Source organism: Celerinatantimonas sediminis, assembly GCF_046054195.1.
In the GTDB taxonomy this organism is placed as follows: Bacteria; Pseudomonadota; Gammaproteobacteria; order Enterobacterales; family Celerinatantimonadaceae; genus Celerinatantimonas.
Window position 1 is genome coordinate 38,426 of sequence record NZ_JBEQCS010000004.1, and the last position, 24,074, is coordinate 62,499.

Sequence of the window (24,074 nt, forward strand, 5' to 3'; positions counted from 1 at the left end):
AATATTTTTTAAGGTCGTAGTCTATCCACCTAGCAAAATGGCCAACATTTAACCTTATTGCTACGAAGTACATATCCATCCCCAGAAATTCATCATATTTATTTGTATTTTGTTGATATATATCAATGATGCTGTTATTTAATGTCCTCCGGATTTTACACGCCAACAATTCATCTTTTAAAAATAAAAACAAGACGAGACAGTACATATGAAAGGAAATCGCTCACAAGGCACTTACCTTGGAATTTTTGCGCTTATAAAAAGGTTACATTTCTATATTGGATTATTTGTTGGGCCTTTCATCTTTATCGCGGCACTCACAGGAACGTTATATGCCTTAGCCCCACAATTAGAAGCGCACCTGTATCAATATGCGTTAAGAACAACCTCTCACGGAGAACCTCAATCGTTACAAAATCAGATTAAGGCAGCTCGACAATCGCTATCGCAACCATTGAAGCTTTATGCGGTCAGACCATCTATAGGTGACGGATATACAACCAGAGTACTTTTCTCCGATCCTAAGTATCGATTGCAACACCAAACTGTGTTTGTCGACCCTGTAACCTTAGCTATTAATGCAACCTTGCCCACCTATGGAACAAGCGGAGTCTTGCCACTGATGACCACCCTAGATTTTATACACCGGGGTTTACTATTGGGCAATGCCGGGCGAGTTTATAGTGAAATGGCCGCTTCATGGATGTGGATTGCAGCGCTTGGGGGCGTTGCGCTCTGGTATTGTTCTAAACAAAAAAATAAGAAAAAGACAAAGAGTGTGTATGTCAAAGCCAGAAATCGTCACCAGAAAACTGGGCTTATTATCTTAATAGGACTTTTATTTTTTTCAGCGACCGGCCTAACTTGGTCACAATGGGCTGGCGGTAATATTGCCAAGTTGCGCAGAGATATCGGCTGGGTAACACCTTCACCAAATATGACATTACCCAAAGCGTTGACAGGTAGTCCATCCGTAAAAAATACTTCTGTCGATGCGTTGTTCGATCCGGTTTTACACCTTGCTCGCGCCTCTGGGTTAGAAGCAAAAAAAATAGAAATTCGCCCTTCATATAATCCAACCAAAGGCTGGTTCGTTCGCGAGATTCATCGCGCATGGCCAACACAAGTGGATAGCCTATCTGTTGATCCCAACACGATGACAGTCACCAGTCGAGCGGACTTTAAAAATTATCCAATCATTGCAAAGTTGATCCGCTGGGGAATTGATTTTCATATGGGAATTTTATTTGGAATTGCTAACCAGTTACTGCTTGCCGCGTTTGGCTTAACGCTGTGCTTTATGATTATTTTAGGCTATGTCATGTGGTGGAAACGCCGCCCATCTATGGCATCTGAAAAAGAAACTATCAGCTACATCTGGGCTCATTTAACCCTTAAGAGCCGATTAATCACACTGGTGATTGCATTCGCACTCGGGATTGCGCTGCCGGTCTTAGGTTGCAGCTTGTTGTTATTCATGATTGTCGATCTGTTACGCTGGAAAATACTGGCACGAAACATACGTTTCCCCTTAAATAACCAAGCCTAATACCAACAGATAATGGAGGTAGAATGAGTTCTGCCTCCATAACACAATCATCACCGTCAACAACTCTTCAAATGCCTCAATAATCCTCTTATAAGAGGATGTTGCGCTTATTACATTCAAAGCTGCAAATTTACAATCGCGCACGAGTCACAGTCGAATTGTTTGTTAGAATCTTAATCTTTGCTCCACACGTTTCGTACACCGACACGAATAAAACCTACTGATTTACAATTTTTACTACTAGTACTGTTCGGCATTACATCGGTTAACATCACTTTGATACCTAAAGAGATGGCATCTTCGATTCGAGCTCTTAGTAAGGCAGTTTGACACCCCTTGGAACGATAGCTCTCTTGTGTATACGCATTAGCCAATATTGCATATTCATTTTTGATAAAGCTTGTTGCCCAAGCACATGCTTTGCCATTTACTTTTACAACATAGCAACGGAACGTATCGGTACAATACAGTGAGCGCTTCTTCTGCCAGATTTCGTCCGTACACTCTAATCCTGATGTTTTGAGCAAAGCTAAAAATTCATCGACATTATCATGAGACCATCGCTCAACTGATGGTTGCTCTGAAACAACTTCGGACACAACGTAATCAGCTCTACTTAGTTCGAGAAACTCATGCTCATAAGCTGGCGCAAACTCATGATTTGATAACCAGCTTTGTAGCTCAAGCGTATTCGCTCGGGGCTCAATGGCAATTTCTGGAGAACAACTTCTATGAAACGATTCTAAATGCTTTTCTAACTTCTCAGTAGTGCAGGAGTCGTGGATTATGATCTGATTATCGTATCGACGCGTTTTATCGGCAAAGATAGAACACCCGCTGTCTTGAGTAATACAAAGTTCACTTGGTAACCCCATAGACAAGGTCCGCTGATTATTAAAACGAAAATATGAGTTATATACATCTTGTACTGCTTTATCTTGCATTGATTCCCCGAGATTAAAAAATATAACGTATACGACACGTAAGATTTAAGAAATCGTTGTGCTCGTATTTATGATGGTTTTGACTCTGTGCGATTAGCATTGGTTTGAGAATCCGAGACTAACCAGTTATTGCTGGCATTTGCTTCGATTAACTCTTTTACCTCAACGTTTTTGTAATAACCTTTACGAATAAAAGGATCTGACGCTACAATTTCTTGCGCTTTGTCTATGCTATCTGACATCAAAATCTGAATCGCTGACTCATTGTCAGTAAAAGGGCCACATAACACTAAGTTACCTAGTTTTTCCTGTGTTTTAAGATACTTTACATGCTTACCTAAAAGCTCATCACTAAATAGTGCTCTGTTTTTATTAGACAATATTGCTACATACTTTTTCATATATACCTCAAAGCACAATGCTGAACAAAGTTGCAAAACTCTTAACACTACATTTTAGATAGCAAAATTCATGGCATGTATTTTTATCAATTGATGTGATTAGTTAGGTGCTTTAACGCCCAATCACCCAGTTCTCTGGCAATTTTATGACCATTTTTTCATGGTCATACTCAGGTGCTTTTTTGGCTCCGGCTTCTAAAAGTTCTTGGGGAATATGGTTTTTAACCCATTGCTAATCCAAATTACAAAATCGATCTAAATAATAGGTAACTTGACATAGGTAATCATAAACTAAATTACGGTATCCTGTAATTCCCGGCTGACTTTCAACTCGTTGTAACTGCTTTAGCACCCGCTCGATAAAGATAGGTATCATCGGATAATTTTGACTGATAAATAGAGCGACTATCTGATTTGTAAAACAAACAAGACTGTATAAATTATCACTCATTCGATAACACTGAGCAGGAATCATTGCTTCGTGATTCAGTAGTAAATGAAATTTTTCAATTTCTTTTCTCACTGATTGTTCACCTGAATGCGATGAATTCATTTTATTCCTCATTGCCTATGGGCACCTGACAGTTTTATTAATACGCATGTACATTTATTTACCTCGTTTGGAACAGTAAAATACGCTCAGTTAACTATTTGTATATAATGAATTTATCAGCATTGAACTAATTGCACCATATGGGAAACCGCGCAAAAAATTTTCACTTTTCCATGAAATCCGGGAATTTCAAATAATACAGTATAAAAAGTGCATTTAGACGAGGATTATCATGAGCCTAAAAAACCTATTTCTAAGCACTTTTCAAGAAAAAATGTGCATACATGATTGTGTTTGCCACGATAGACTCAGACACTCCATTGAACATAAAACATCATTCAATACTATGATCACTACTTCCCCAATTGGAGTTAGAAATTAAATCATCATACTTCAACTGCAAAGCGCTCATACTCAAGTTCACTAATATCAATAGAAGGGATTTCATCGTTGGCCAACTCAGCTAATACCTTGCCAACAGCAGGCGAAATTCCAAAACCGTGACCAGAGAATCCACAACCGAGAATCAAGCCCGGTAAATCATTTACTTTACTGACAACAGGCACTTTGTCTTTAGACCAATCGATAATCCCTACCCAACTGCGCACCACTTTAGCGTGCTTTAAGGCCGGAAGGTAGCCGATGACGCCACGACACGTTGCAGCAGTCGCCTCAATCGGCGTGTGATCGGAAGTGCTGTTCACTAAACTAGAATCCAGTGGTGAGCCTCCGCCAAAGATAAACGAACCGTGTGTAGTTTGGTGACCGTAAAAATCGGCCATTGCTGTGCCGAGCATTTGGTAGAACATCGGCGGTTGCGCGTCAGTAATTAATGTATCGAGTGCTACAGCAGAAATTGGCACATCAATCCCCACGCTCTGAATAATTGGCCGGCTTGCTAGGCCCGCAGCCACGACAATTTTATCCGCTTCAAATTCCCCATTTTGGGTCACGACTTTACGCACCTTTCCGCCCACCATGCCCAGTTTTAATACCCGTTGTTCAGTCACAAACTGTACGCCACGTTGACGAGCAGCATTATGAAAAGCAAGCGTAGTTTTAAGTGGATTAGCATGTCCATCTGACGGGCACCAACTGGCGCCAATCACTTCATCAGAAAGGTGTGGACAAATCTCGCGAACTTCAGCACCACTGATCATATTCACATCGAGTCCTTGCTCTACCGCTGTTGCAGTCAACCCTTTTAAGATATCGATATGATCATCGGTTTTTCCTAATCTCAGGTTCCCCTGCTGATAGTATTCCACATTGGTTCCAAGTTCATCAGAAAGCGATGGCCATAGATATTTCACCCCGTACATAGCCAGTGGCAGTTCTCGTTTATCGCGCCCCGACTGGCGAACACCGCCACCATTGCGGCCTGAGCCACCATAACCAATCACTTTGCCCTGCTCTAACACGATAACCGATCGACCTTTCTTCGCTAAATAGTAGGCTGTCGCACACCCTATGATACCTGCACCAATAATGATGACATCTGCGTTTCTTTTCATTGTCTATCTCTTCTGCAATGCTTCGGAAGCAAGACACCGTTCCCGCCACTCCCTAATACAATTTCGTCCATGGTTATTTCGCACACTCAACATGTTAAAGACGATCAACTTTTTTCACTGAATGTCATCGTCGCGTATTGTTCAATACTCAAAGGTTTGATTGGCGTGCGAACATGCAAGGTTCCCACTTCTTTAATATCGATTTTGCAACTTGCCGCGATCATTTCACTGAGTGTTGCAGAGCACATACGCCCCTGACACGGCCCCATACCAGAGCGAGTTTTACCCTTGATTTGAGCCGGATGACGCGCACCTTGCGCAATCGCTTCACGAATTTGTCCGACGGTAATTTCTTCACAGCGGCAGACCAAGACATCATCATCCTCTGGATTCAGGGTTTGGCGATTCGGAGGAAAAACATGATCAAGAAAAGGACGAATTGATCGATCCCGTTTAAGCTGTTTGCGATGCTCCGTGGCTAAACTGTCTCGTTCTTGGTCTGTAATTTTGCCAAGTTTATATGCGGTATCAATGGCTGCTAGATGACCCGTTGATGCAGCAATAGGCCCACCACCAATACCCGACGCATCACCAGCAATCGATAAACCATCGACACTGGTTTGTCCCCACTCATCGAGCTTAGGTTTCCAGTAACGCTGAGGTTCATACCATTCGTGCTCGCAATTAAGGGCTTGGCTCAAGCGCAAATTAGGAACAACGCCTTCATGAAGAAGTACCGATTGTGCAGCGATCTCCTTGGTTTTGCCGCGGTAACTGAAGCGAAATCCTTCCGCTCGTTCCTCTCCTAGTACCTCAAGTTCACGGCAGCCAATATAAAGAGGAACACCTGCTCGTTTGAGTTTGAGTCGCATCTGCAACCCTTTGAGCAGGTAATTTGCCCGCGGCCATGCTTGAGGCAAAAAAGGCGCCGCCTTGAGGTAGTCTTTAAAACTTGCAGTTTCAACCATAGCCGCAATGCACGCGCCGTTATCAACCAAATGACAAGCTGCAAGAAGCAGCAGTGGACCGCTTCCAGCTATTACAACAGGACCATCGGGTACCATGTCCGCTGATTTAAATAAAATATCGGCAGCAGCTGCCCCCATAACGCCGGGCAAGGTCCAGTTTTTCATTGGCACAGGGCGTTCAGCAGCCCCAATGCTCACGATCATTCTTTTTCCACGCACTCGATAGGTGACGCCCTTACAAAGCACATCAAGCTCAAATTGGTTGGCAATATTAAGCACAGTCGTACTTGGCATATAAGTGACCGTCGATGAGCGAAACATCTCCACCAGCGGTTTTCCAGCAAAGTAGTCTTTACCTAATGTATCGATATTTTCTTCACGGCTGCGCTCCATCGAACGATAGATTTGCCCACCCGGTTCAGGCTGTTCATCGACGACTAATGTATCAAGCCCTAAGTTGGAAGCAGTCACTGCGGCAGCAAGGCCACCGGGACCTGCACCAATCACAATGAGATCATAGATTTTATCCATTAGATGCCACCTTTTTCCCAATCTGGCGATTCACCACCATACCTTCGTGGACAATGGTGTTACATGCTTGCTGATTGGGAATGCCGTCAATCTCCATCAGGCATTCAAAGCAAACACCCATTTGGCAGTAACCCGCGCGATGAGCACCACTGATTGGAGACGTTCGGTTATAACCTATTCCAGCTGCCATGACCGAGGCCAAAACGGTTTCACCCGCAGGAACTTGCACAGCCTCGCCTTCAAAGGTAATGGTAACGAGTACTGCCCCAGGGCGGTTTTCATGAATTCTTTTCAGCATACTCAACTCCTAATCACTACAGAAGATTGCTCACTTCTTTACGAATTACTCGCTACACACTTCGCAGCCAAGCATCGCTTCAAGCTCTATTTCAACTAACTGTGTCGGACGATTGAGTTTTGGAGTTTCCACCATGGTAAACAGAGGGCGAACATCTTTGAAAACAGCACTGTAGGCTTCAGCAACCTCTTTACCGAAAGCCATATCAGTAATGTAAGCTTTTATTTTGTAGACATCTTTCGCTTGAGCTTCTGCTCGAGCCAATAGCCCGATGAACTTTTCGAAGATAAATTGCGCTTGTTCAAATGCGCTAGAGCCTGAAATGGTTCCGTCTGGCAAAACAGCGGTCGTACCACCAATGTGGATTTGATTCCCCACTTTCACCATCCGAGAGTAACCGGCAATTTCTTCTAACGGCGCACCGGATGAATAGTTAATACGTTGCATCATATCTTTCCTTATCTGTGTACAGCTCACCCATGAGAGTCGTTCAAAGCCCGAAGCATCCATGCACTCATGTCAAACACGCAATTGTTTCAATCGATATTAAGTAGCAGATAAAGGCCTGTATTGTATTTTTGCGACATTGTTTAGCAACCGCGACAAGCCATAACTCGTACCGAATCATACGATGATACGCGGGGTTGAAACTGAATCTGAGCTTTTCGAAGTGGGTCATAAAAGAAGGCATTAACAATAGAAACGCTACTCACTTACCAAACATAAAAACGTCGATGGGTACGATAAAAGAGTAGAGGTCGAGACAGAGCTGACCAATAGTAGATATTCTATTGGTTGTCATAAGAACGGAGCAACGCGAATGTTGCCCCGAATACACAATTAGAGTACGTGGCTAATCATACTCGAGCATTAATCATTGTCCGGTGTGAATAAACCTCGTTTCATGTAAAATTTCACCCAAACAGCACTCCCCAGTGAAATGACCAATAAAATTCCACCCGTGATACTGTAAACTAATGATGTCATTTCAGGAGAAGGTGAATTGTTCAAGGCAACGTACCCCATTGCAATGATTCCTGCGATTTGTGGTACAGGATAAAACGGCGTTTTATAGGGACGTTCTTCTTTCGGTAAGCGCAGGCGCAAAACAATAACATCAATATGCGCTACGATATAGGCCAATAGCCAGCTGGTTGTCGCCGCAATAACGAGAACTATTAGCGAACTCTCATCCACTAGCAAATACGGAATGGCTGTGCTGACAGCGATAAATAAGATACCCACCCAAGGCGCTTTACGTCGATTTTTAGCTTTAAATATTGGAAATACTTGTTTTTCCATCGCCATACCATGAAGCATCCGTGGCACAGAAGCCAAAATTGTGTTTAATGTACTGCAAGTCGCGGCCAGTGCCATGATGGTAGCAATCACTAATCCTATCTTACCAAAGACAGCATCAATGTAATCCAGATAAGGAATGGGTGAGCTCAATAGAGTATCAACGTTGAGATAAAGACTCGCACCGTAGGCAAATGCCAGAAAAATAAGGAAGATCATCAATAGCGACAGATGCATCGCACGAGGAATATTTTTCAGCGGTGCTTTAACCTCGTTGATCATCGGACAGATAAACTCTATACCAACCATCAACCACATAGCCAGAGCAATCAAGTGGACAAAGCTACCATCAATCACTCCACTAAAACTCCAGTCAACCAATTTACCGGTGAGTACTGGATGAGCTTCAGGTGTGCCCGTAATGGCACAGACCCCGACTAAAATCAGTGCAACAACAAGAATGAATGCCAAAAGATTCTGCACGCGAGCAAATACATCCGTGCCAATCAAATTGGTTACTGTTAAAACGGCCAAAATAATAAGCGGAACAACTTTCTCAGGGAAAAGCCCGGGCAGCATCTTGTTCACCATGGCATCAACAAGAAACATTTCAACTGGTAACGCTAATATGGCAACCACGACATAACCGGCAAACACAGAAACAATTGCTGGGAGATGCCCAATCGCTTTTTGAGTATATGTGGCCAATGTTCCCTCATGAGGAAACATCAATGACAGTTCTGCAAAGCTCATCGCGTTAAACTGGGCCAAAATAAACGCTGCAACCATCGCCACAATAAAAGACATCCCCCCAAGAGCAATACCCTGAGTCGCGGATATCATCGCACCTTGAACAATCACCAATCCGATGCAGATCCCCATCATGGTTGGCAGACCCATTTTTAATTTGTCTGTTTTGCCTGCATTTTCTTCAGTAGCTTTAAATTTACGAGTTTGTGCTAATTCACTCATATACATATTCCTTATGAGAAGGGAAACAAAAACGCATTACTCATTTTCACTAATGAACCAGCGCTTTTTACAATGGCTAGCTGATAAGGCTGCAGGCTTACATTCAGTTTTTCGCCATTCACCTACTCTGCATCGGCCTATAGAACCGTTAATCCTTACCATTACGTTTGAATTCAATATCAAATCTATAGAATTAAAAAAATGGTATTAACTGAGCACAGGCTCATCCCAAAGATTCAGTTTTACGCCAATCCCCTGTTCCAACGCATAACGATACAATTTGGTTCCCCACGCCACATCTTCTACCGGCATACCGCCTACAGACATCACAATTATTTCGTCATCATTTTTACGCCCTGGAGCCGCACCGGACACAATTTCACCGATGTCTTCAAGTTCATCTAAGGTCAACTTGCCTTCTGCTATCATGTCCATAAAACGAACGCCAACCAAAGGAATAGAATGGTGTGCTGGTTTGGGTACTTCTTCAAACCAGGCCTGATACAAACCGGTATTATCCAGCACTTTGCGCACATCAGGCTTTTCCATGCCATCATCAAGGCGGCAAGATGCGGGCATTGCTAAAAATGCTCCAGGCTTAACCCATTCACGTTTCACTTCTGGATATGTTGATGGATCGCCTGTTTCACCTGAATTACAAAAAGTAATGATATCGGAGTCCCGTACGACATCTTCAATCGTATCGACTAACTCTATTCGCGTAATTTGCGGATATGTTGCAGAAATCCATGTGAGATAGTTGTCGATACTTTTTTTACCACGACCTTTAATTTTAATCGTATCGATTTCTGGACATTCTGAGATAAACGCTGCTACTGCAGTTTTGCCCATAACACCAGGGCCAAGCAACCCAATGACTTTTGAATCTTTTCTAGCGAGATAACGCGCTCCCACACCAGGTACCGCCCCAGTGCGATATGCAGAAAGTAAGTTTGCCGACATGTACGCAAGAGGAGCACCAGTATCAATATCGTTAAGAATGAACATTAAAATTGAACGTGGCAGCCCTTTTTCACGATTGGCTATATTTGAGCCATACCACTTAACCCCGCAAGTTTGGAAATTACCACCAAGATAGGCAGGCATTGCCATCAATCGGCGATCTGCTGTGGGCTTGGGCATCGTTGAAAATTGGGAGTTCTGCGGAAAAGTAATCATTGCACCATGGGAATCATTATTAGCACCAGCCATACGATAATCACCGCAATACAGAAGCTTGAACATCTCTTCCATTGCGTCCACACATTTAGGCATATCTGTGACACCCGCCTTAATCATGTCTTGTTCACTAAGATAGATAAAATCTATTTTGGTATTGCCTGTCATATATACCCCTTCATTGCAGCAAGTTAACTTACGTTTCAATCGCTATTACGTAACAAGTTAAATGATGTTAGGGAGTGAATTTTTGTACGTATTGTATTTTTGCGACATCACGGCAAACCAATTTTGCTCATAATTTTGGCATTAGGATTGCTTAGCACTAATTTAGATCGATACGTAAGGCACGCAAAAATGATAGACGCATCCATTGTTCAAAAAATTGCTGGAATTCATTCCAAACAGCCTTGGTTTGTCCTACATGCAGAGCATTTTTTTACTCATCTCAAAACAGAAAACCCTGTTGTTTCACACTATTACAGCTTTCAATCGGGCCATTCTGAAGAACCAACGATTGCAGTTCCTGACGGGTGTATTGACTTACTGTTCGACTGTGATGCTACAACTGAGATTGCCCAAGTCTGTGGCACCACGCTTGAGGCTAGATCAACCAAATTTAACGAAAATCACCGATACTTTGGCATCCGTTTTGTACCGGGAAGTATTCCGAGCTTTATTGACACAACTGCTTCTGAAATGATTGATAAACAGTGTAATCTTATTGATGTGGTTAAAAATGCGGATAGGCTGATTGACCGAGTTGTCAACGCCCAAAGTTTTACGGAGCAAGTTCTGATCGTCAAAGAATTTATCGGTCAAAAAGCGGCTCGAAAATCATCCTCCTTGACATCTCAAGTTGTTGCAAAAATATGCCAACACAAAGGCAATATTCAAATACAAGAGCTTGAGAAATTCACAGGTTATAGCGCGCGCACATTACAAAGAAGGTTTCGTGCAGACATAGGCCTTACGCCAAAAGGATTTAGTCGAGCCATTCGATGCCAATCTGCAATATACGATATTAATCATAGTCGGCACCATGTCGCATTTTCTAATCTTGCTTGCGATCTTGGTTTCACCGACCAATCTCATTTTCTTAAAGAGTTTAAAAAACTAGTCAGTACCACCCCTTTGGAGTATCAGACGAGAGTTAAACAAAAAACTTACCTTGAGAGGATTAGTTGTTTATAACCAAAATATAGTTATTAGATTGGTGCATCTGCACCTAATTAATGCACATATTTAACTATTACTAAGAAGATTTTTATTTGTACACAGCAACGCTAAGCGCGAGCTTATCAATATGCCTGTATTTATTTTTCGTTAGTCTTTTTTAATTTTCCGACAAAGAGCCGTAGCATTCTGGTGACTGATTATAGGTAAGCAAATGAAGTAGCATGAGTGCGGCGCTGTAACGTATAGCCCATTTATGAAAAACAAAAAAGCAGCTCATGAATTACCCGCTGGAGTATTCTAAAGGGCCATATCCCCATCAAAACCATGATGGGGATATCTATTAAAAATCAGCCTGAGTGTGTGTCCCGTTTTACCTAAGATAGGTATTGAGATACGGCTATCGAGCACTCATAAGATATCAGTCAGTCGTTCTTTACACCGTTCACAACAACTCGATGATTAGCTTTGCAGCATTGGCGGCATACAAACGCCTGTTCCACCGATACCACAATAGCCGTTTGGATTTTTAGCTAAATATTGCTGGTGATATTCTTCAGCATAATAAAACTCTTCAGCTGGATGAATCTCAGTGGTAATGGCTTCTTTACCGGCCTGAGCCAAAGCTTGCTGGTAATTTTCTAAAGCTCTCTCGGCAATGCGATACTGATGAGGATTAGTCGTTAACAACATTGAACGATACTGAGTGCCAATATCCCCACCCTGTTTCATTCCCTGAGTTGGGTCATGGCTTTCAAAAAATACTTTCAGCAGACGTTCATAGCTTGTTTTAACAGGATCAAAGACGACTAAGACGGCCTCGGCATGTCCTGTTTTTCCTGTACAGACTTCTTCATAAGTCGGATTTGGCGTATATCCACCCGCATAACCCGCTGCAGTTGTGACAACTCCAGGCAGTTCCCAGAACAACCGTTCTACGCCCCAGAAACACCCCATTGCAAAATAGGTGACTTCCATCGATTTATCAAATGGCCGCAAATAAGACGTATGGTGAACATAATGCTCACCCGACACGGGCATCTGCTCGTCTCTTCCTGGCAGGGCCTCTTCAGGTTTCACCATCACCGTTTTATCCACCATTGTTCCTCCTACACGGCAAAATGCCGACATATTGCTTTAACGTTGCAATCATAGCGTAAACAAAAATTTAAGGACATACTGAAACAGCTCTTAATTGAGCGTATGTTCAAAAATAAAACCGCTGTTAACCATTCGTTTCAAAAAATAAGCAGATGTAAAATACCTAACGTATCCATCATCCATAAAAATGAAAAGGCACTGAGTGCCTTTTCATTAATTCACGTTTTCTAGCGTTCATCAAATACGAAATTTACTAGCCATTTACTTTGGCCCAGGTATCTCGTAATCCAACTGTACGGTTAAAGATCAGGTGCTCATCCGTTGAATCACTGTCTTTACAGAAATATCCCTGACGTTCAAATTGATACCCTTTACCTACTTGAGCATCCGCCATACTCGCTTCAACAAAACCAGTCATAGTTGTAAGCGAGTCAGGGTTGATTGCTGATAAAAAGTCATCCGCACTGCCTGGGTTTGGCACCTGAAATAACCGATCATACAAACGAAACTCTGCAGGAATATTACAGCTGGCACTCACCCAGTGAATCACCCCTTTCACTTTGCGCCCTTCTGGATTATGGCCTAAAGTCTCTGGGTCATAACTACAGTAGATAGTTGTAATATTGCCTTCGCTATCTTTTTCTACACGCTCAGCTTTAACCACATAGGCATTACGCAGGCGAACCTCTTTACCTAACACCAACCGTTTGTATTTTTTATTGGCTTCTTCGCGGAAGTCTTCACGTTCGATATAAAGCTCACGAGTAAATTTCACTTGGCGCTCACCCATCGCTTCATTTTGCGGGTGAACAGGAGCACTCATCAGTTCTTCGCCATCTTCGGGATAGTTTTCGATAACTAAACGAACTGGGTCTAAAACAGCCATAGCTCGAGGGGCATGTTCGTTAAGATCTTCACGAACACAAGCTTCTAGCATTGCCATTTCGACCATGTTTTCTTGTTTGGTCACACCAATGCGCATACAGAAATCACGAATCGAAGCTGGGGTATAACCGCGTCGACGCATTCCCGCAACAGTTGGCATCCGTGGGTCATCCCAACCATTAACATGATGATCTGCCACTAGCAGGTTCAGTTTTCGTTTAGAGGTCACTGTATATTCTAAGTTCAAACGTGAAAATTCATACTGATGAGGACGAGGGTCCCAATCAACAGAAACGTTATCTAGAACCCAGTCGTATAAACGGCGGTTATCTTGAAACTCTAGTGTACACAGAGAATGAGTGATCCCTTCCAATGCATCCGATAAGCAATGCGTAAAATCATACATTGGATAGATGCACCATTTGTCACCACTTTGGTGATGGTGAGCAAAACGAATTCGATACAAAACAGGATCACGCATCACCATAAATGGCGAACTCATATCGATTTTAGCACGAAGGCAAGCACTACCTTCTTCGTATTTGCCCTGACGCATGTTTTCAAATGCGTTGAGGTTCTCTTCAACCGATGTCTCCCGATAAGGACTTGGCTTACCAGGTTCGGTTAATGTTCCACGATAAGAGCGGATCTCATCAGCAGAGAGAAAATCGACATAGGCTTTACCTTGATTAATCAAATCAAGTGCAAATTCATAAATTTTGTCGAAATAGTTCGATGAGTAGCAGATGTCACCACTCCATTGGAACCCTAACCATTGCACGTCTTGCTGAATAGATTTTACATAATCGATATTTTCTTTTTCAGGATTCGTATCATCAAAACGCAAATTGCATTTTCCTTGATAATCCTGAGCAATACCAAAATTCAGACAGATCGATTTTGCATGGCCAATATGTAAAAAACCGTTTGGTTCCGGTGGGAACCGAGTCTGGATGCTTGTATGCTTGCCCGTTTTTAAATCTTCATCAATAATCTGACGAATAAAATTACTCGGGCGTGATACTGCCTCACTCATCGCTGTTCACCTATGTATTCATTTGTCCTCGAATAGCAGAATATAATCGCTAATATAAGCCTGAACTACAAGCCCTTAAGGCCCAGTTTTTCAATAACAACAGCGATGCGACACTGTTTGCTGGATAAACATACAAAAAAGGCCTGCTTAGCAGGCCTGAATTTACAATTAACAAACAAATCTTAAACAGATAATGACCTTAATTCTCCGGCAATGATCTCGGCCCGAGGGCCAATAATCACCTGTAGGTTCTTATCTCCTAACTTCACCACACCTTTTGAGCCTAATTGCTTTAATGCATCTTCATCGATTTTACTGCGATCTACCATTTCTAAGCGCAGACGAGTAATACACGCATCAATTTGAGCAAGGTTCTCTTTACCCCCCAATGCCTGCAAATACTGTTTAGCCTCATCCGAACAGCTAAGTGTCGCAGCTGGTTTTTTAACTTGCTCCATGGCTTCACGCCCTGGTGTTTTAAGATCAAACGCTTTGATGACCACAACAAATAGGACATAGTAAATGACGGCATAAACTACTCCGACAACCAGTAACATTGCCGGTTTAGTCGCCAGCCCCCAGTTCAATACGTAGTCAATCAATCCGGCAGAAAAGCCAAAGCCGTCATGGATACCTAAAGAGGAACAAATAGCCATGGACAAACCGGTTAAAATGGCATGAATCACATAAAGTACCGGAGCCAAGAACATAAACATAAATTCAATAGGCTCGGTAATCCCCGTTAGAAATGACGTTAAAGCGACCCCAAAGAGTAATCCTGCAACCCGCTTGCGGTTTTCTGTTTTAGCCGTGGTATACATTGCAGCAGCAGCGGCTGGTAGACCAAACATCATGACCGGATAAAAACCCGTCATAAACAATCCAGCTTTAGGGTCACCGGCAAAGAATCGGTGCAAGTCACCTGTTGCAGTAACCATTTTGCCAGCGGCATCCAGGTGATCATAGGAGCCAAAGACAAACCAAGCCGACATATTCAAGATATGGTGCAGACCAAACGGCAGCAACAAGCGATTGAGTAAACCAAAGACAAATGCCCCGATATCGCCAGAGTGCACCATCCAGTTTCCTAAATCATTAATTTCATGCTGAACAGGTGGCCAGATCACGCTAAATATCAGCGCCAAAATAAGGCTCGCTAATCCCGAAAAAATCGGCACAAAGCGTTTTCCGCCAAAAAAACCGAGAAATTCCGGTAACTTAATATTATAGAATTGGTTATAACTTAAGCCCGCCACAACACCGGAAATAATCCCGCCAAGCACATGAAGATCTAAATCCTTATTAATGGTCTTAAGCGCTGCGGTTAGCACTAAAAAGGCCACGACACCGGCAAGCCCTGCGGCACCTGCGTTATCTTTGGAAAGCCCGACCGCGACACCAATAGCAAATAACAATGCTAAATGGTTAAATATCGCATTGCCAGCATTTGCGATAAACGGCACATTTAATACATCGGGCAATCCTACCCGAAGTAGTATCGCAGCAACTGGCATCACTGCGATAGGCAGCATCAACGCACGTCCTAGTTTTTGAAAAGCCCCTAGTATATTCACCTTATTCTCCTGCATATCGGTTAGGGTTCTCGCATGGTCAACGCTCAATAAACAACTTATTTTTAGTTATAAATTTATAGCTATATTTTTTCTATTTAAAACTGAATTTTTACTAAAAAACAACAAATATATAGACAAATAAGTTATCTATATACCATATAAGGGCTATTTAAATAAACTTATTTCTTATTGAAAAATAAGTGCTATGATATGTACAAATCCTCACCAACAATGGACTTAAGATTATGAGATTAATTCCCCTTCGCACTGCAGACGAAATGGGCCAATGGGCGGCTCGCTATATCACAGATAAAATCAATCAGTTTCAGCCCACCGCTGAAAAACCATTTGTACTGGGATGCCCTACTGGCAGCAGCCCGTTATCAACCTACCGTGAATTAATCCGCTTATATAATGCAGGCGAAGTTAGCTTTAAACATGTTGTGACCTTCAATATGGATGAATATGTTGGCCTGCCAAGCAATCATCCGCAGAGCTACCGATATTTCATGTTTGAAAACTTCTTTAACCATGTAGACATCAATCCAGATAACATTCACCTACTCAATGGCAATGCCGCTGACTTAGACAAAGAGTGCCAAGAGTACGAAGAAAAAATTCGCCAGTTTGGTAAAATTCATCTGTTTATGGGTGGCGTAGGTAGTGACGGTCATATCGCGTTTAATGAACCAGGTTCATCACTGGCATCAAGAACGCGGGTTAAGACTTTGACTAAAGAAACCTTGCAAGCAAATGCTCGTTTTTTTGATGATATTAACGAAGTTCCTAAAATGGCATTGACTATAGGCGTTGGAACACTGCTAGATGCCCAAGAAGTACTCGTGCTCGTCGATGGGCATCATAAGGCTCAAGCCCTGCATGCGGCAGTCGAAGGCTATGTGACACATCAATGGACGGTGTCAGCGATGCAAATGCATCCAAAATGTATGATTGTTTGCGATGAACCCGCAACAGATGAGCTTAAAGTCAAAACGTTGCGCTACTTCAATGAGTTAGAATCAGCTAATATTGAAAATTTCCGAGCAAAATTATGAGTTATGTAATAAGTGCAAATCAGATCTTTACCGGATTTGAAATGCTCAGTGGTCACGCCATTGTCATTGATGGTGAGAAAATCAGTGCGATTGTCCCACAGCAACAGTTAGATCCATCACTGCCCCGCTATGATTATGAAAATCAGCTAATCTGCGCGGCATTTATCGACTTGCAGCTCAATGGTTGTGGCGGCGTGATGTTCAATGGTGCTGTGAGTGAAGCAACATTAGAGACAATGCACCAAGCTAATTTAAAAGGTGGCACCGCAACTTTTTTACCGACACTGGTCACCTGTGCAAGCGATGAATTAGCGTTAGCTTTTGAAGTCACAAAAGCTTATCAGCAGAGCTACCCTAAGCGCGTACCAGGCCTGCACCTAGAAGGCCCGTTTATATCAACGGCTAAAAAAGGGATTCATACTCAATCGTTTATTCGTCCTTTGCAAGAAACTGATATTGATTATTTAATTGCTAACAAAGAACAAATAGCGCTTTTAACGCTCGCGCCAGAAAATGCCTCAACAGCACAAATTAAGCGGCTGACTCAAGCAGGCATTCGCGTCGCGGTTGGTCACTCAAATGCAACTTACGAGCAGGCTCAACAAGCATTTGCCGCAGGAGCAGGTTATGCCACCCACGTTTATAATGCGATGAGTGGTCTAAAAGGCCGTGATCTAGGTGTGTTAGGGGCAATTTTCGACAGCACCAATGTCTATGGTGGGATTATTGCAGACGGCTTACATATGGATTTTGCTGCAGTAAGAATTGCCAAAAAGCAACTTGGTGACCATCTGTATTTAGTCACTGACGCGACAGCTGCTGCAAATAGCGATATTAAAAAGTTTGAATTTGTTGGCAGAACTATCACCGTTGAAAATGGCCGTTGTTTAGGGAGTGATGGAACCATTGGCGGCTCATCACTTAGCTTAAATGAAGCGGTAAAAAATTGCGTTCAGTCGGTAGGTTTTTCTCTTGAAGAAGCACTGCGCATGGCAACTTTATACCCTGCCCGAGCCATTAATGCTGAACAAGAGCTAGGAGCTATCCAAACTAACAGCTTTGCCAACCTCACCGTTATCGACCCTGAAAGCTTTGCAATCACAGCTATGGTTAATGAGGGCAAACTGCTCGCGGATTCATATGGACACTAAGCAAGTCGTTAATATTGATCAGGTCAAACAAATTAATATGGCCGCAGTGTATCGGCTGATTGACAAGCTTGGCCCTATATCCCGAGTGCAAATAGCGCAGTCAAGCCAATTAGCGGGCGCGAGTATTACCAAAATTACCCGCCAGTTGCTTGAAGCAGGACTCATTGCCGAGGTATCACAGCAACAATCAACGGGCGGAAGGCGCGCAACGTCGTTAATGAGCCGTCCGCACTTTCGTCTTGCCACCGTGCGCCTTGGTCGTGGGATTTTAGACCTTGCTATGTACGATCTAACCGGGCAAGTTCATCAAAAAGAGTCCCACACGCTAGGCGCGCAGACTCAGGAGCAACTGCTCCCAGAGTTAATTGACTATATTGGTACATTTTTAGAAAAACAGCATAAAAATAAGCCCATTGCGTTAGCTTTAACGCTCTCGGGATTAGTCTCACCATCCAATGGGTTTGTCATTTATGCGCCCTATTACGAACTTAAGCAATGTCCGCTGGGGCAGATATTAGAGCAACAATTTAAGCTGCCAACCTATGTAGGCAATGACACTCGCGCAATGGCGCTAGCAGAGCACTATTTTGGCCAATCAGTTGATATCAGTGACAGCGTACTAGTCAGTGTCCACCATGGAACTAGTGCGGGGATCATCATTGATGGCCAGGTGTTTATGCATCGCAATCGCGATTTGGCCGAAATTGGTCACATTCAGGTTGACCCTTTAGGTGAGCGTTGTCATTGCGGCAATATTGGCTGTCTTGAAACGATTTGCTCAAACCCTGCACTACTCGCTCGAGCCCGCAAATTATTATCTCAAGGCTCGATAAGTAAACTAAAGCCCACCGATTCAATCGAAGTGCTCTACCAACTGGCCGCACAAGCCGATGAGCTATGCGAAATGTTAGTCAGACAGGCAGCTCGCGCATTGGGCAAAACATTAGCGTCAGTTGTGAATTTGCTCAACCCTCAAGTTATTTTAATCTCTGGGGAAATATGCCTGGCCCAAGCGATTGTATTTGAAGAAATTCATAAATCTATTTCGCATCAGGCATTATCAAGCTTTGCGCAGCAACTTGAAATTCGCGCAGCCCATTATCAGAACAATCCAACTGTTGGCGGCTTAGCTCTTATCAAACGCGCTATGTTAAACGGTGAGCTGTTAATGCAAATCATTGAGCAGCACAGCCATTGAAACACACAGAGCAATACCTCGAGTATGTTTGCTAATAGCCATACAAAAAATCCGATATCTGCAATAGATACCGGATTTTAAAATCTTTAGAAAATAGCTTAATTGGCTAGCAGTTTTCTAACCAACATATTTTCTTAATTAAAAAGGCATTTTCATACCTGGTGGTAACTGCATGCCACCTGTTACATCTGCCATTTTTTCCTGAGAAGTTTCTTCAACCCGACGGCTCGCATCGTTGATTGCTGCTGCAATCAAATCTTCAAGCATCTCTTTGTCATCTTCAAGCAGACTATCATCAATTTCTACGCGACGAACATTATGGTTCCCGGTCATCACAATCTTAACCAGACCTGCACCCGATTCGCCTTGGACTTCCATACTGGCAATCTCTTCTTGCACCTTCTTCATCCGCTCTTGCATCTGCTGAGCTTGCTTCATCAGGTTGCCCATTCCACCTTTAAACATATTTCGTCTCTCTTTTAGATAGCTCTTTGCTGGCAATTAAACCTGATTTACCCAGCAAAGATCAAGTTTACTTAATATTTAATGCTATGTTCATCTAAAACTCCGCCAAAGCGTTGTTCGATGAACTGTACGTTCGGGTCTTCGCTTAAGCGAACTTTTGCAGCATTATGCTGAATTTGTTCACACTGGTGGTGATGATCTAAGGGCGTTTGCCCCTCAACATCGCCAACTTGATAGTGAACGGCACGTCCTTCACTAAATGGCGCAAGCGCATTGGCTAACTCTTGCCACGTTGCTTCTTGAAGTAAATGTTTAAACTGCGGTTTCACACTGAGCAGTAACTGATCTTGGGTTAGCTCATAAACTGAGTTCAAACCAATTTGTCGCGCTCGAGGCCCAATTTCAATTTGATCTAAAACTTCAGACCAGTGGTGCTTTGGCAGCTCAACTTCAGTGCTTACATGGGTTGGACCCTGTGATTTTTTAGCCTCTCTGGCAGCTTGCGCTGACAACTGTGATTCGCTTTTATAAAGCGGATACTCTGGCTCATCATCTAAGCTGACTTCAGATTGAGTGTGACTATTATCATTTGATGATGAAGGCTCGCCACCATCGCGTTTATCGGCCATTGCCAAATCTTGCGATTCAACTTGCGGGCTATTTGCCTCAAACTGCTGTTGCCAGCTTACATAATCATCTTGTGAACTATCGAACGGCTCATCATCGACTAAATAAGCATCATCATCCGAGTCGTTTTGCTCGATAACTTTAGGTTCAGCTTTTACCTCTACAGCAGCAGCTTTAGGTTGCTTAAACAAAGGTGCTGAATCAGATTGAGATTGCTGTTTAAGCTGGGAGCGCAACATACTGCGGGTTTTTAGCAGATCATCCAACGAAAAAGCGTCGGGGTCAGTTTCTGGCTCTGGCTCTGGCTCTGGCTCTGGCTCTGGCTCTGGCTCTGGCTCTGGCTCTGGCTCTGGCTCTGCAGCCTGAAAATCGCTCGGACTATTGTCAACCTCTATTTGTGCCGCTCGCTGCGCTTGTGCTTGCGTTTCAATCTGCTCTTGCTCCTGCATTAATTTACGCGAGAGCTCATCCTCTTCGTCATCATCGTTACTAAGTTCACTCTTAGTTGATGAATCAGAAACAGGTCGAGGACGGGCTGATTTAAAATCAGCGGTGACATGTTGCGGATTGTTTTGTATTACAGCTGCTTTAGGCTGGCTCTTAGCCGGCGGTATTGAATCAAAACTCACGCTCGCTGCGGGTTTAAACGCCAACATACGAAGGACGGTCATCTCAAAACCACTATAGGGCGATGGCGCATAAGCCAGATCTCGCCGACCAGAGAGTGCAATCTGATACAGCAATTGAATGAGCTCCGAATCAACACTATTAGCCAGTGTTGCAACCACTTCATCATCATCACGATGCGTAAATTGCTCAAGCGCGACGCGATGCAACCAAGCTTCCATCTGCTGATGTAATTGATCATAATCAGGCGCTAACAATTTAAGCTCTGCCAGTTTTGCAAAACAGCCATCCATGTTAGCACTCATGATAAATCCGAGCAGATCTCGAACGTGGTTTGGGTCGAGCATCCCTAACATGCCAACGACATTGTCATAGCTAACTTTGCCATCACCAAGTGCAATGGCTTGGTCGGTCAAACTCAGCGCATCACGCATACTGCCATTGGCCGCTACAGCTAGTTGATTTAAAGCTCGCGGCTCGCAAGCAATTTGTTCAGCTTTAAGGATATGAGCTAGGCGTTGCTCAATTTGAGTTTCACTAAACGCAGTCAGCTGAAATTGCAAACAGCGCGATAAAACCGTGACTGGCAATTTTTGTGGATCGGTGGTTGCCAGTAAGAATTTAACGTGTTCAGGTGGCTCTTCGAGCGTCTTTAACAACGCATTAAACGAGTGCCGCGAGAGCATGTGCACTTCGTCAATCAGATAAATTTTATACCGACCACGCGCGGGTCGATACTGCACGTTATCTAACAGCTCACGAGTGTCTTCCACTTTCGTTCGCGAAGCCGCGTCGATTTCAATCAGATCGACAAATTGTCCCTGCTCTACAGCGCGACAATTGCTACAAACACCGCAAGGATGCGAAGAAACGCCCTCTTCACAGTTTAAGGCTTTGGCAAATAACCGCGCCAATGTCGTTTTACCGACGCCACGCGTACCGCTAAACAGATATGCATGATGCAGCGTTTGTTTATCGAGCGAATGAGTCAGGGCGGTCAATACATGCTGCTGACCGACCACATCGGCAAAAGTCTGTGGGCGCCATTTGCGCGCCAGAGCCAAATAACTCATTAAAATGCTCCTAATCTGCGTTGACTACTCGCCTTGATACTGGACTAAATCAACGACTTTGACACCTAGACTCTCTAGCTTTTTCTGTCCGGGCAGGTCAACTAAATTGATCACAAATGCTGCGTCATTAACCGTTGCGCCTAATTTGCGAAGTAAGATGACAGCAGCCTCAGCTGTACCACCAGTTGCGATTAAATCATCAACTAATAAGACTTTATCATCTTTGTCTACCGCATCTTTATGGATCTCAATGGTATCGGTGCCATATTCAAGTTCATAACTTTGGCTGATAGTTTCACGCGGTAATTTGCCCGGTTTACGAACAGGCACAAAACCAACACCCAAAGCTAACGCTAACGGAGCCCCAAATAAAAAGCCGCGAGCTTCAGTGCCAACAACTTTGGTAAACTTTTGATCTTTATAGATACTTGCCAACTCATCGATAGTTGCCTGATATGCTTTGGCATTTTCCATCAAGCTTGTAATATCGCGAAAAATAATTCCTGGTTGCGGATAATCAGGGATCGACACAATGCTTTGTTCGATTAACGCACGAGTTTCTGGGTTCATACTTAAATCCAATTGTTCAAATAAAAAGCCCATCACAAGGTATGGGCCTTCCAGGACTGCTTCACATATAACCAGAAAGGAAAATGCCAATGCATTCTTAGCGAACTAGCCATAATGAACAGACCACAACATTAAGACAGGATTATCTCAATTTGTCGGCGCGTTGCAAAGTTTGATATGCAATTGTTGAGCATATTTGCCTAATTGCTCGCCATTTTGAAGAGATATGCGCCAATCCGATAGCTCTAATTTTACTAGACAACTCTTGTTTTTTTCGATACAACCCCTTCGGTTAATTTATCAAGAGTCACTATGCGTTTAATTCTCGCTCCAATGGAAGGTGTTGTTGATGCTCAAATGCGCCAGTTATTAACGGGCCTGGGCGGATACGATCTGTGTGTGACCGAATTTGTTCGCGTCACCGAACAAAAGCTTCCTGCCAAAGTATTCTATCGGCTCTGTCCAGAGCTCGCCAATGATGGTAAAACCGCCAGCGGTACCCCCGTTCGTGTTCAATTGTTAGGGCAAAGCCCTGAGTGGCTATCGCTTAATGCCATGACAGCCATTGAACTTGGCTCTCCAGGGATTGATCTAAATTTTGGATGCCCAGCGAAAACGGTCAATAAAAGCCGCGGTGGTGCGGTTTTGCTTAAAGAGCCAGAATTAATCTATCAAATTGTAAAAGCCGTTAGAGAAGCGGTTCCAAGTCAATACCCAGTCTCAGCGAAAATACGCTTAGGTTATGAAGATACCAATCAAACTCTTGAGATAGCTGATGCGGTAGCCCAAGCCAATGCCAGCGAGCTCACCGTTCATGCTCGCACCAAAAAAGATGGTTATCGCGCCCCAGCCTATTGGGGATGGATAGCCAAAATTCGTCAACATGTGACTTTGCCCGTTATTGCCAACGGGGAGATTTGGGATAGAGAATCACTCAAACAATGCCAAGAACAATCTGGTGCAGAGCAGTTCATGGTCGGTCGCGGCGCGGTTGCTACCCCCAATCTTGGCGCAGTTTTAAAAACAGCCACAGCAAAAATGAGTTGGAATGATGTCTTAAGTTTACTCATTCATTTTGCCCAGCAACCGATTGATGAGAAAAACACTATCTATTATCCATCAAGAACAAAACAGTGGTTCAGTTATTTAAAGCTTAGTTACCCCCAAGCCAATGATTTATTTCGACAAATTAGAATCCTCAAAGACCGCGATGCGATTTTAAATGAGCTAGAGCGAGCGCAAAATTAAAAACAAGGGGGATTAGATCAAATAGTCGACAAATTAGCTGAAATACCACACTGTTGTTGATTCATATCATAAACGTTAAC

20 protein-coding genes are annotated in these 24,074 nt (G+C 43.3%); 6 read left to right on the forward strand and 14 right to left on the reverse strand.

The genetic code is table 11. From position 1 onward, the window contains the following. Window positions 1-208: 208 nt before the first annotated feature. Complete coding sequence (locus tag ABTQ23_RS06525) at window positions 209-1,549, forward strand: PepSY-associated TM helix domain-containing protein (RefSeq protein ID WP_408614866.1); 1,341 nt, start codon at window positions 209-211, stop codon at window positions 1,547-1,549. Window positions 1,550-1,722: 173 nt separating this feature from the next. On the opposite strand, the gene ABTQ23_RS06530 is transcribed toward ABTQ23_RS06525, so the two are convergent. The 8 genes from ABTQ23_RS06530 to ABTQ23_RS06565 all read right to left on the reverse strand — a co-directional run bounded on the left by ABTQ23_RS06530 (window position 1,723) and on the right by ABTQ23_RS06565 (window position 10,376). Beyond that, on the reverse strand, window positions 1,723-2,493 hold the full coding sequence (locus ABTQ23_RS06530; RefSeq protein WP_408614867.1) for a GNAT family N-acetyltransferase: 771 nt from the start codon (window positions 2,491-2,493) through the stop codon (window positions 1,723-1,725). 68 nt (window positions 2,494-2,561) lie between these two features. After that, window positions 2,562-2,894 (reverse strand): YciI family protein, encoded by a 333-nt coding sequence (locus tag ABTQ23_RS06535; RefSeq protein ID WP_408614868.1) that lies wholly within the window; start codon window positions 2,892-2,894, stop codon window positions 2,562-2,564. Window positions 2,895-3,833: 939 nt separating this feature from the next. After that, a complete protein-coding gene (locus ABTQ23_RS06540; RefSeq protein WP_408614869.1) occupies window positions 3,834-4,961 on the reverse strand; it encodes an NAD(P)/FAD-dependent oxidoreductase in 1,128 nt (375 codons plus the stop codon). A gap of 104 nt (window positions 4,962-5,065) precedes the next feature. After that, window positions 5,066-6,460 (reverse strand): FAD-dependent oxidoreductase, encoded by a 1,395-nt coding sequence (locus ABTQ23_RS06545; RefSeq protein WP_408614870.1) that lies wholly within the window; start codon window positions 6,458-6,460, stop codon window positions 5,066-5,068. Further along, window positions 6,453-6,758 carry a (2Fe-2S)-binding protein gene (locus tag ABTQ23_RS06550; protein ID WP_408614871.1) on the reverse strand — a complete coding sequence of 102 codons (306 nt, stop codon included), beginning with the start codon at window positions 6,756-6,758 and terminating at the stop codon, window positions 6,453-6,455. The genes ABTQ23_RS06545 and ABTQ23_RS06550 overlap by 8 nt, the downstream gene beginning before the upstream one ends. A gap of 45 nt (window positions 6,759-6,803) precedes the next feature. Further along, window positions 6,804-7,205 carry a Rid family hydrolase gene (locus ABTQ23_RS06555; protein ID WP_408615040.1) on the reverse strand — a complete coding sequence of 134 codons (402 nt, stop codon included), beginning with the start codon at window positions 7,203-7,205 and terminating at the stop codon, window positions 6,804-6,806. A gap of 423 nt (window positions 7,206-7,628) precedes the next feature. After that, entirely contained in the window at window positions 7,629-9,029 is a 1,401-nt protein-coding gene (locus ABTQ23_RS06560; protein WP_408614872.1) for an APC family permease, read from the reverse strand. Between the two features lie 207 nt (window positions 9,030-9,236). Beyond that, on the reverse strand, window positions 9,237-10,376 hold the full coding sequence (locus ABTQ23_RS06565; RefSeq protein ID WP_408614873.1) for an ornithine cyclodeaminase family protein: 1,140 nt from the start codon (window positions 10,374-10,376) through the stop codon (window positions 9,237-9,239). A gap of 189 nt (window positions 10,377-10,565) precedes the next feature. Between ABTQ23_RS06565 and ABTQ23_RS06570 the strand changes: the two genes are divergently transcribed. Next, complete coding sequence (locus tag ABTQ23_RS06570) at window positions 10,566-11,402, forward strand: helix-turn-helix domain-containing protein (protein WP_408614874.1); 837 nt, start codon at window positions 10,566-10,568, stop codon at window positions 11,400-11,402. A 444-nt stretch (window positions 11,403-11,846) separates the two neighbouring features. Here the strand turns inward: ABTQ23_RS06570 and msrA are convergent, their stop codons facing one another. From msrA to nagE, 3 genes are all read right to left on the reverse strand, one after another. Further along, window positions 11,847-12,485 carry a peptide-methionine (S)-S-oxide reductase MsrA gene (msrA, locus tag ABTQ23_RS06575; protein WP_408614875.1) on the reverse strand — a complete coding sequence of 213 codons (639 nt, stop codon included), beginning with the start codon at window positions 12,483-12,485 and terminating at the stop codon, window positions 11,847-11,849. A gap of 253 nt (window positions 12,486-12,738) precedes the next feature. Further along, window positions 12,739-14,406, reverse strand: a complete 1,668-nt coding sequence (gene glnS, locus ABTQ23_RS06580) for a glutamine--tRNA ligase (RefSeq protein WP_408614876.1) — start codon at window positions 14,404-14,406, stop codon at window positions 12,739-12,741. 182 nt (window positions 14,407-14,588) lie between these two features. After that, a complete protein-coding gene (nagE, locus tag ABTQ23_RS06585; protein WP_408615041.1) occupies window positions 14,589-15,974 on the reverse strand; it encodes an N-acetylglucosamine-specific PTS transporter subunit IIBC in 1,386 nt (461 codons plus the stop codon). Window positions 15,975-16,225: 251 nt separating this feature from the next. Between nagE and nagB the strand changes: the two genes are divergently transcribed. Genes nagB through ABTQ23_RS06600 form a run of 3 tightly spaced genes read left to right on the forward strand, consistent with a single transcriptional unit; the run spans window position 16,226 to window position 19,384 of the window. Then, window positions 16,226-17,035, forward strand: a complete 810-nt coding sequence (gene nagB, locus ABTQ23_RS06590; RefSeq protein WP_408614877.1) for a glucosamine-6-phosphate deaminase — start codon at window positions 16,226-16,228, stop codon at window positions 17,033-17,035. Then, on the forward strand, window positions 17,032-18,186 hold the full coding sequence (nagA, locus tag ABTQ23_RS06595; protein WP_408614878.1) for an N-acetylglucosamine-6-phosphate deacetylase: 1,155 nt from the start codon (window positions 17,032-17,034) through the stop codon (window positions 18,184-18,186). The genes nagB and nagA overlap by 4 nt, the downstream gene beginning before the upstream one ends. Continuing rightward, on the forward strand, window positions 18,176-19,384 hold the full coding sequence (locus ABTQ23_RS06600) for an ROK family protein (RefSeq protein ID WP_408614879.1): 1,209 nt from the start codon (window positions 18,176-18,178) through the stop codon (window positions 19,382-19,384). Before nagA ends, ABTQ23_RS06600 begins: the two co-directional genes overlap by 11 nt. 138 nt (window positions 19,385-19,522) lie before the next feature. Here ABTQ23_RS06600 and ABTQ23_RS06605 read toward each other — a convergent pair whose 3' ends face one another. The 3 genes from ABTQ23_RS06605 to apt all read right to left on the reverse strand — a co-directional run bounded on the left by ABTQ23_RS06605 (window position 19,523) and on the right by apt (window position 22,746). Continuing rightward, on the reverse strand, window positions 19,523-19,849 hold the full coding sequence (locus tag ABTQ23_RS06605; RefSeq protein WP_408614880.1) for a YbaB/EbfC family nucleoid-associated protein: 327 nt from the start codon (window positions 19,847-19,849) through the stop codon (window positions 19,523-19,525). A gap of 71 nt (window positions 19,850-19,920) precedes the next feature. After that, a complete protein-coding gene (dnaX, locus tag ABTQ23_RS06610; RefSeq protein ID WP_408614881.1) occupies window positions 19,921-22,176 on the reverse strand; it encodes a DNA polymerase III subunit gamma/tau in 2,256 nt (751 codons plus the stop codon). A 24-nt stretch (window positions 22,177-22,200) separates the two neighbouring features. Further along, complete coding sequence (gene apt / locus ABTQ23_RS06615) at window positions 22,201-22,746, reverse strand: adenine phosphoribosyltransferase (RefSeq protein WP_408614882.1); 546 nt, start codon at window positions 22,744-22,746, stop codon at window positions 22,201-22,203. A 312-nt stretch (window positions 22,747-23,058) separates the two neighbouring features. Here apt and dusC point away from each other — a divergent pair, with 312 nt between their 5' ends. Next, complete coding sequence (gene dusC / locus ABTQ23_RS06620; RefSeq protein ID WP_408614883.1) at window positions 23,059-23,994, forward strand: tRNA dihydrouridine(16) synthase DusC; 936 nt, start codon at window positions 23,059-23,061, stop codon at window positions 23,992-23,994. Window positions 23,995-24,074 lie beyond the last annotated feature (80 nt).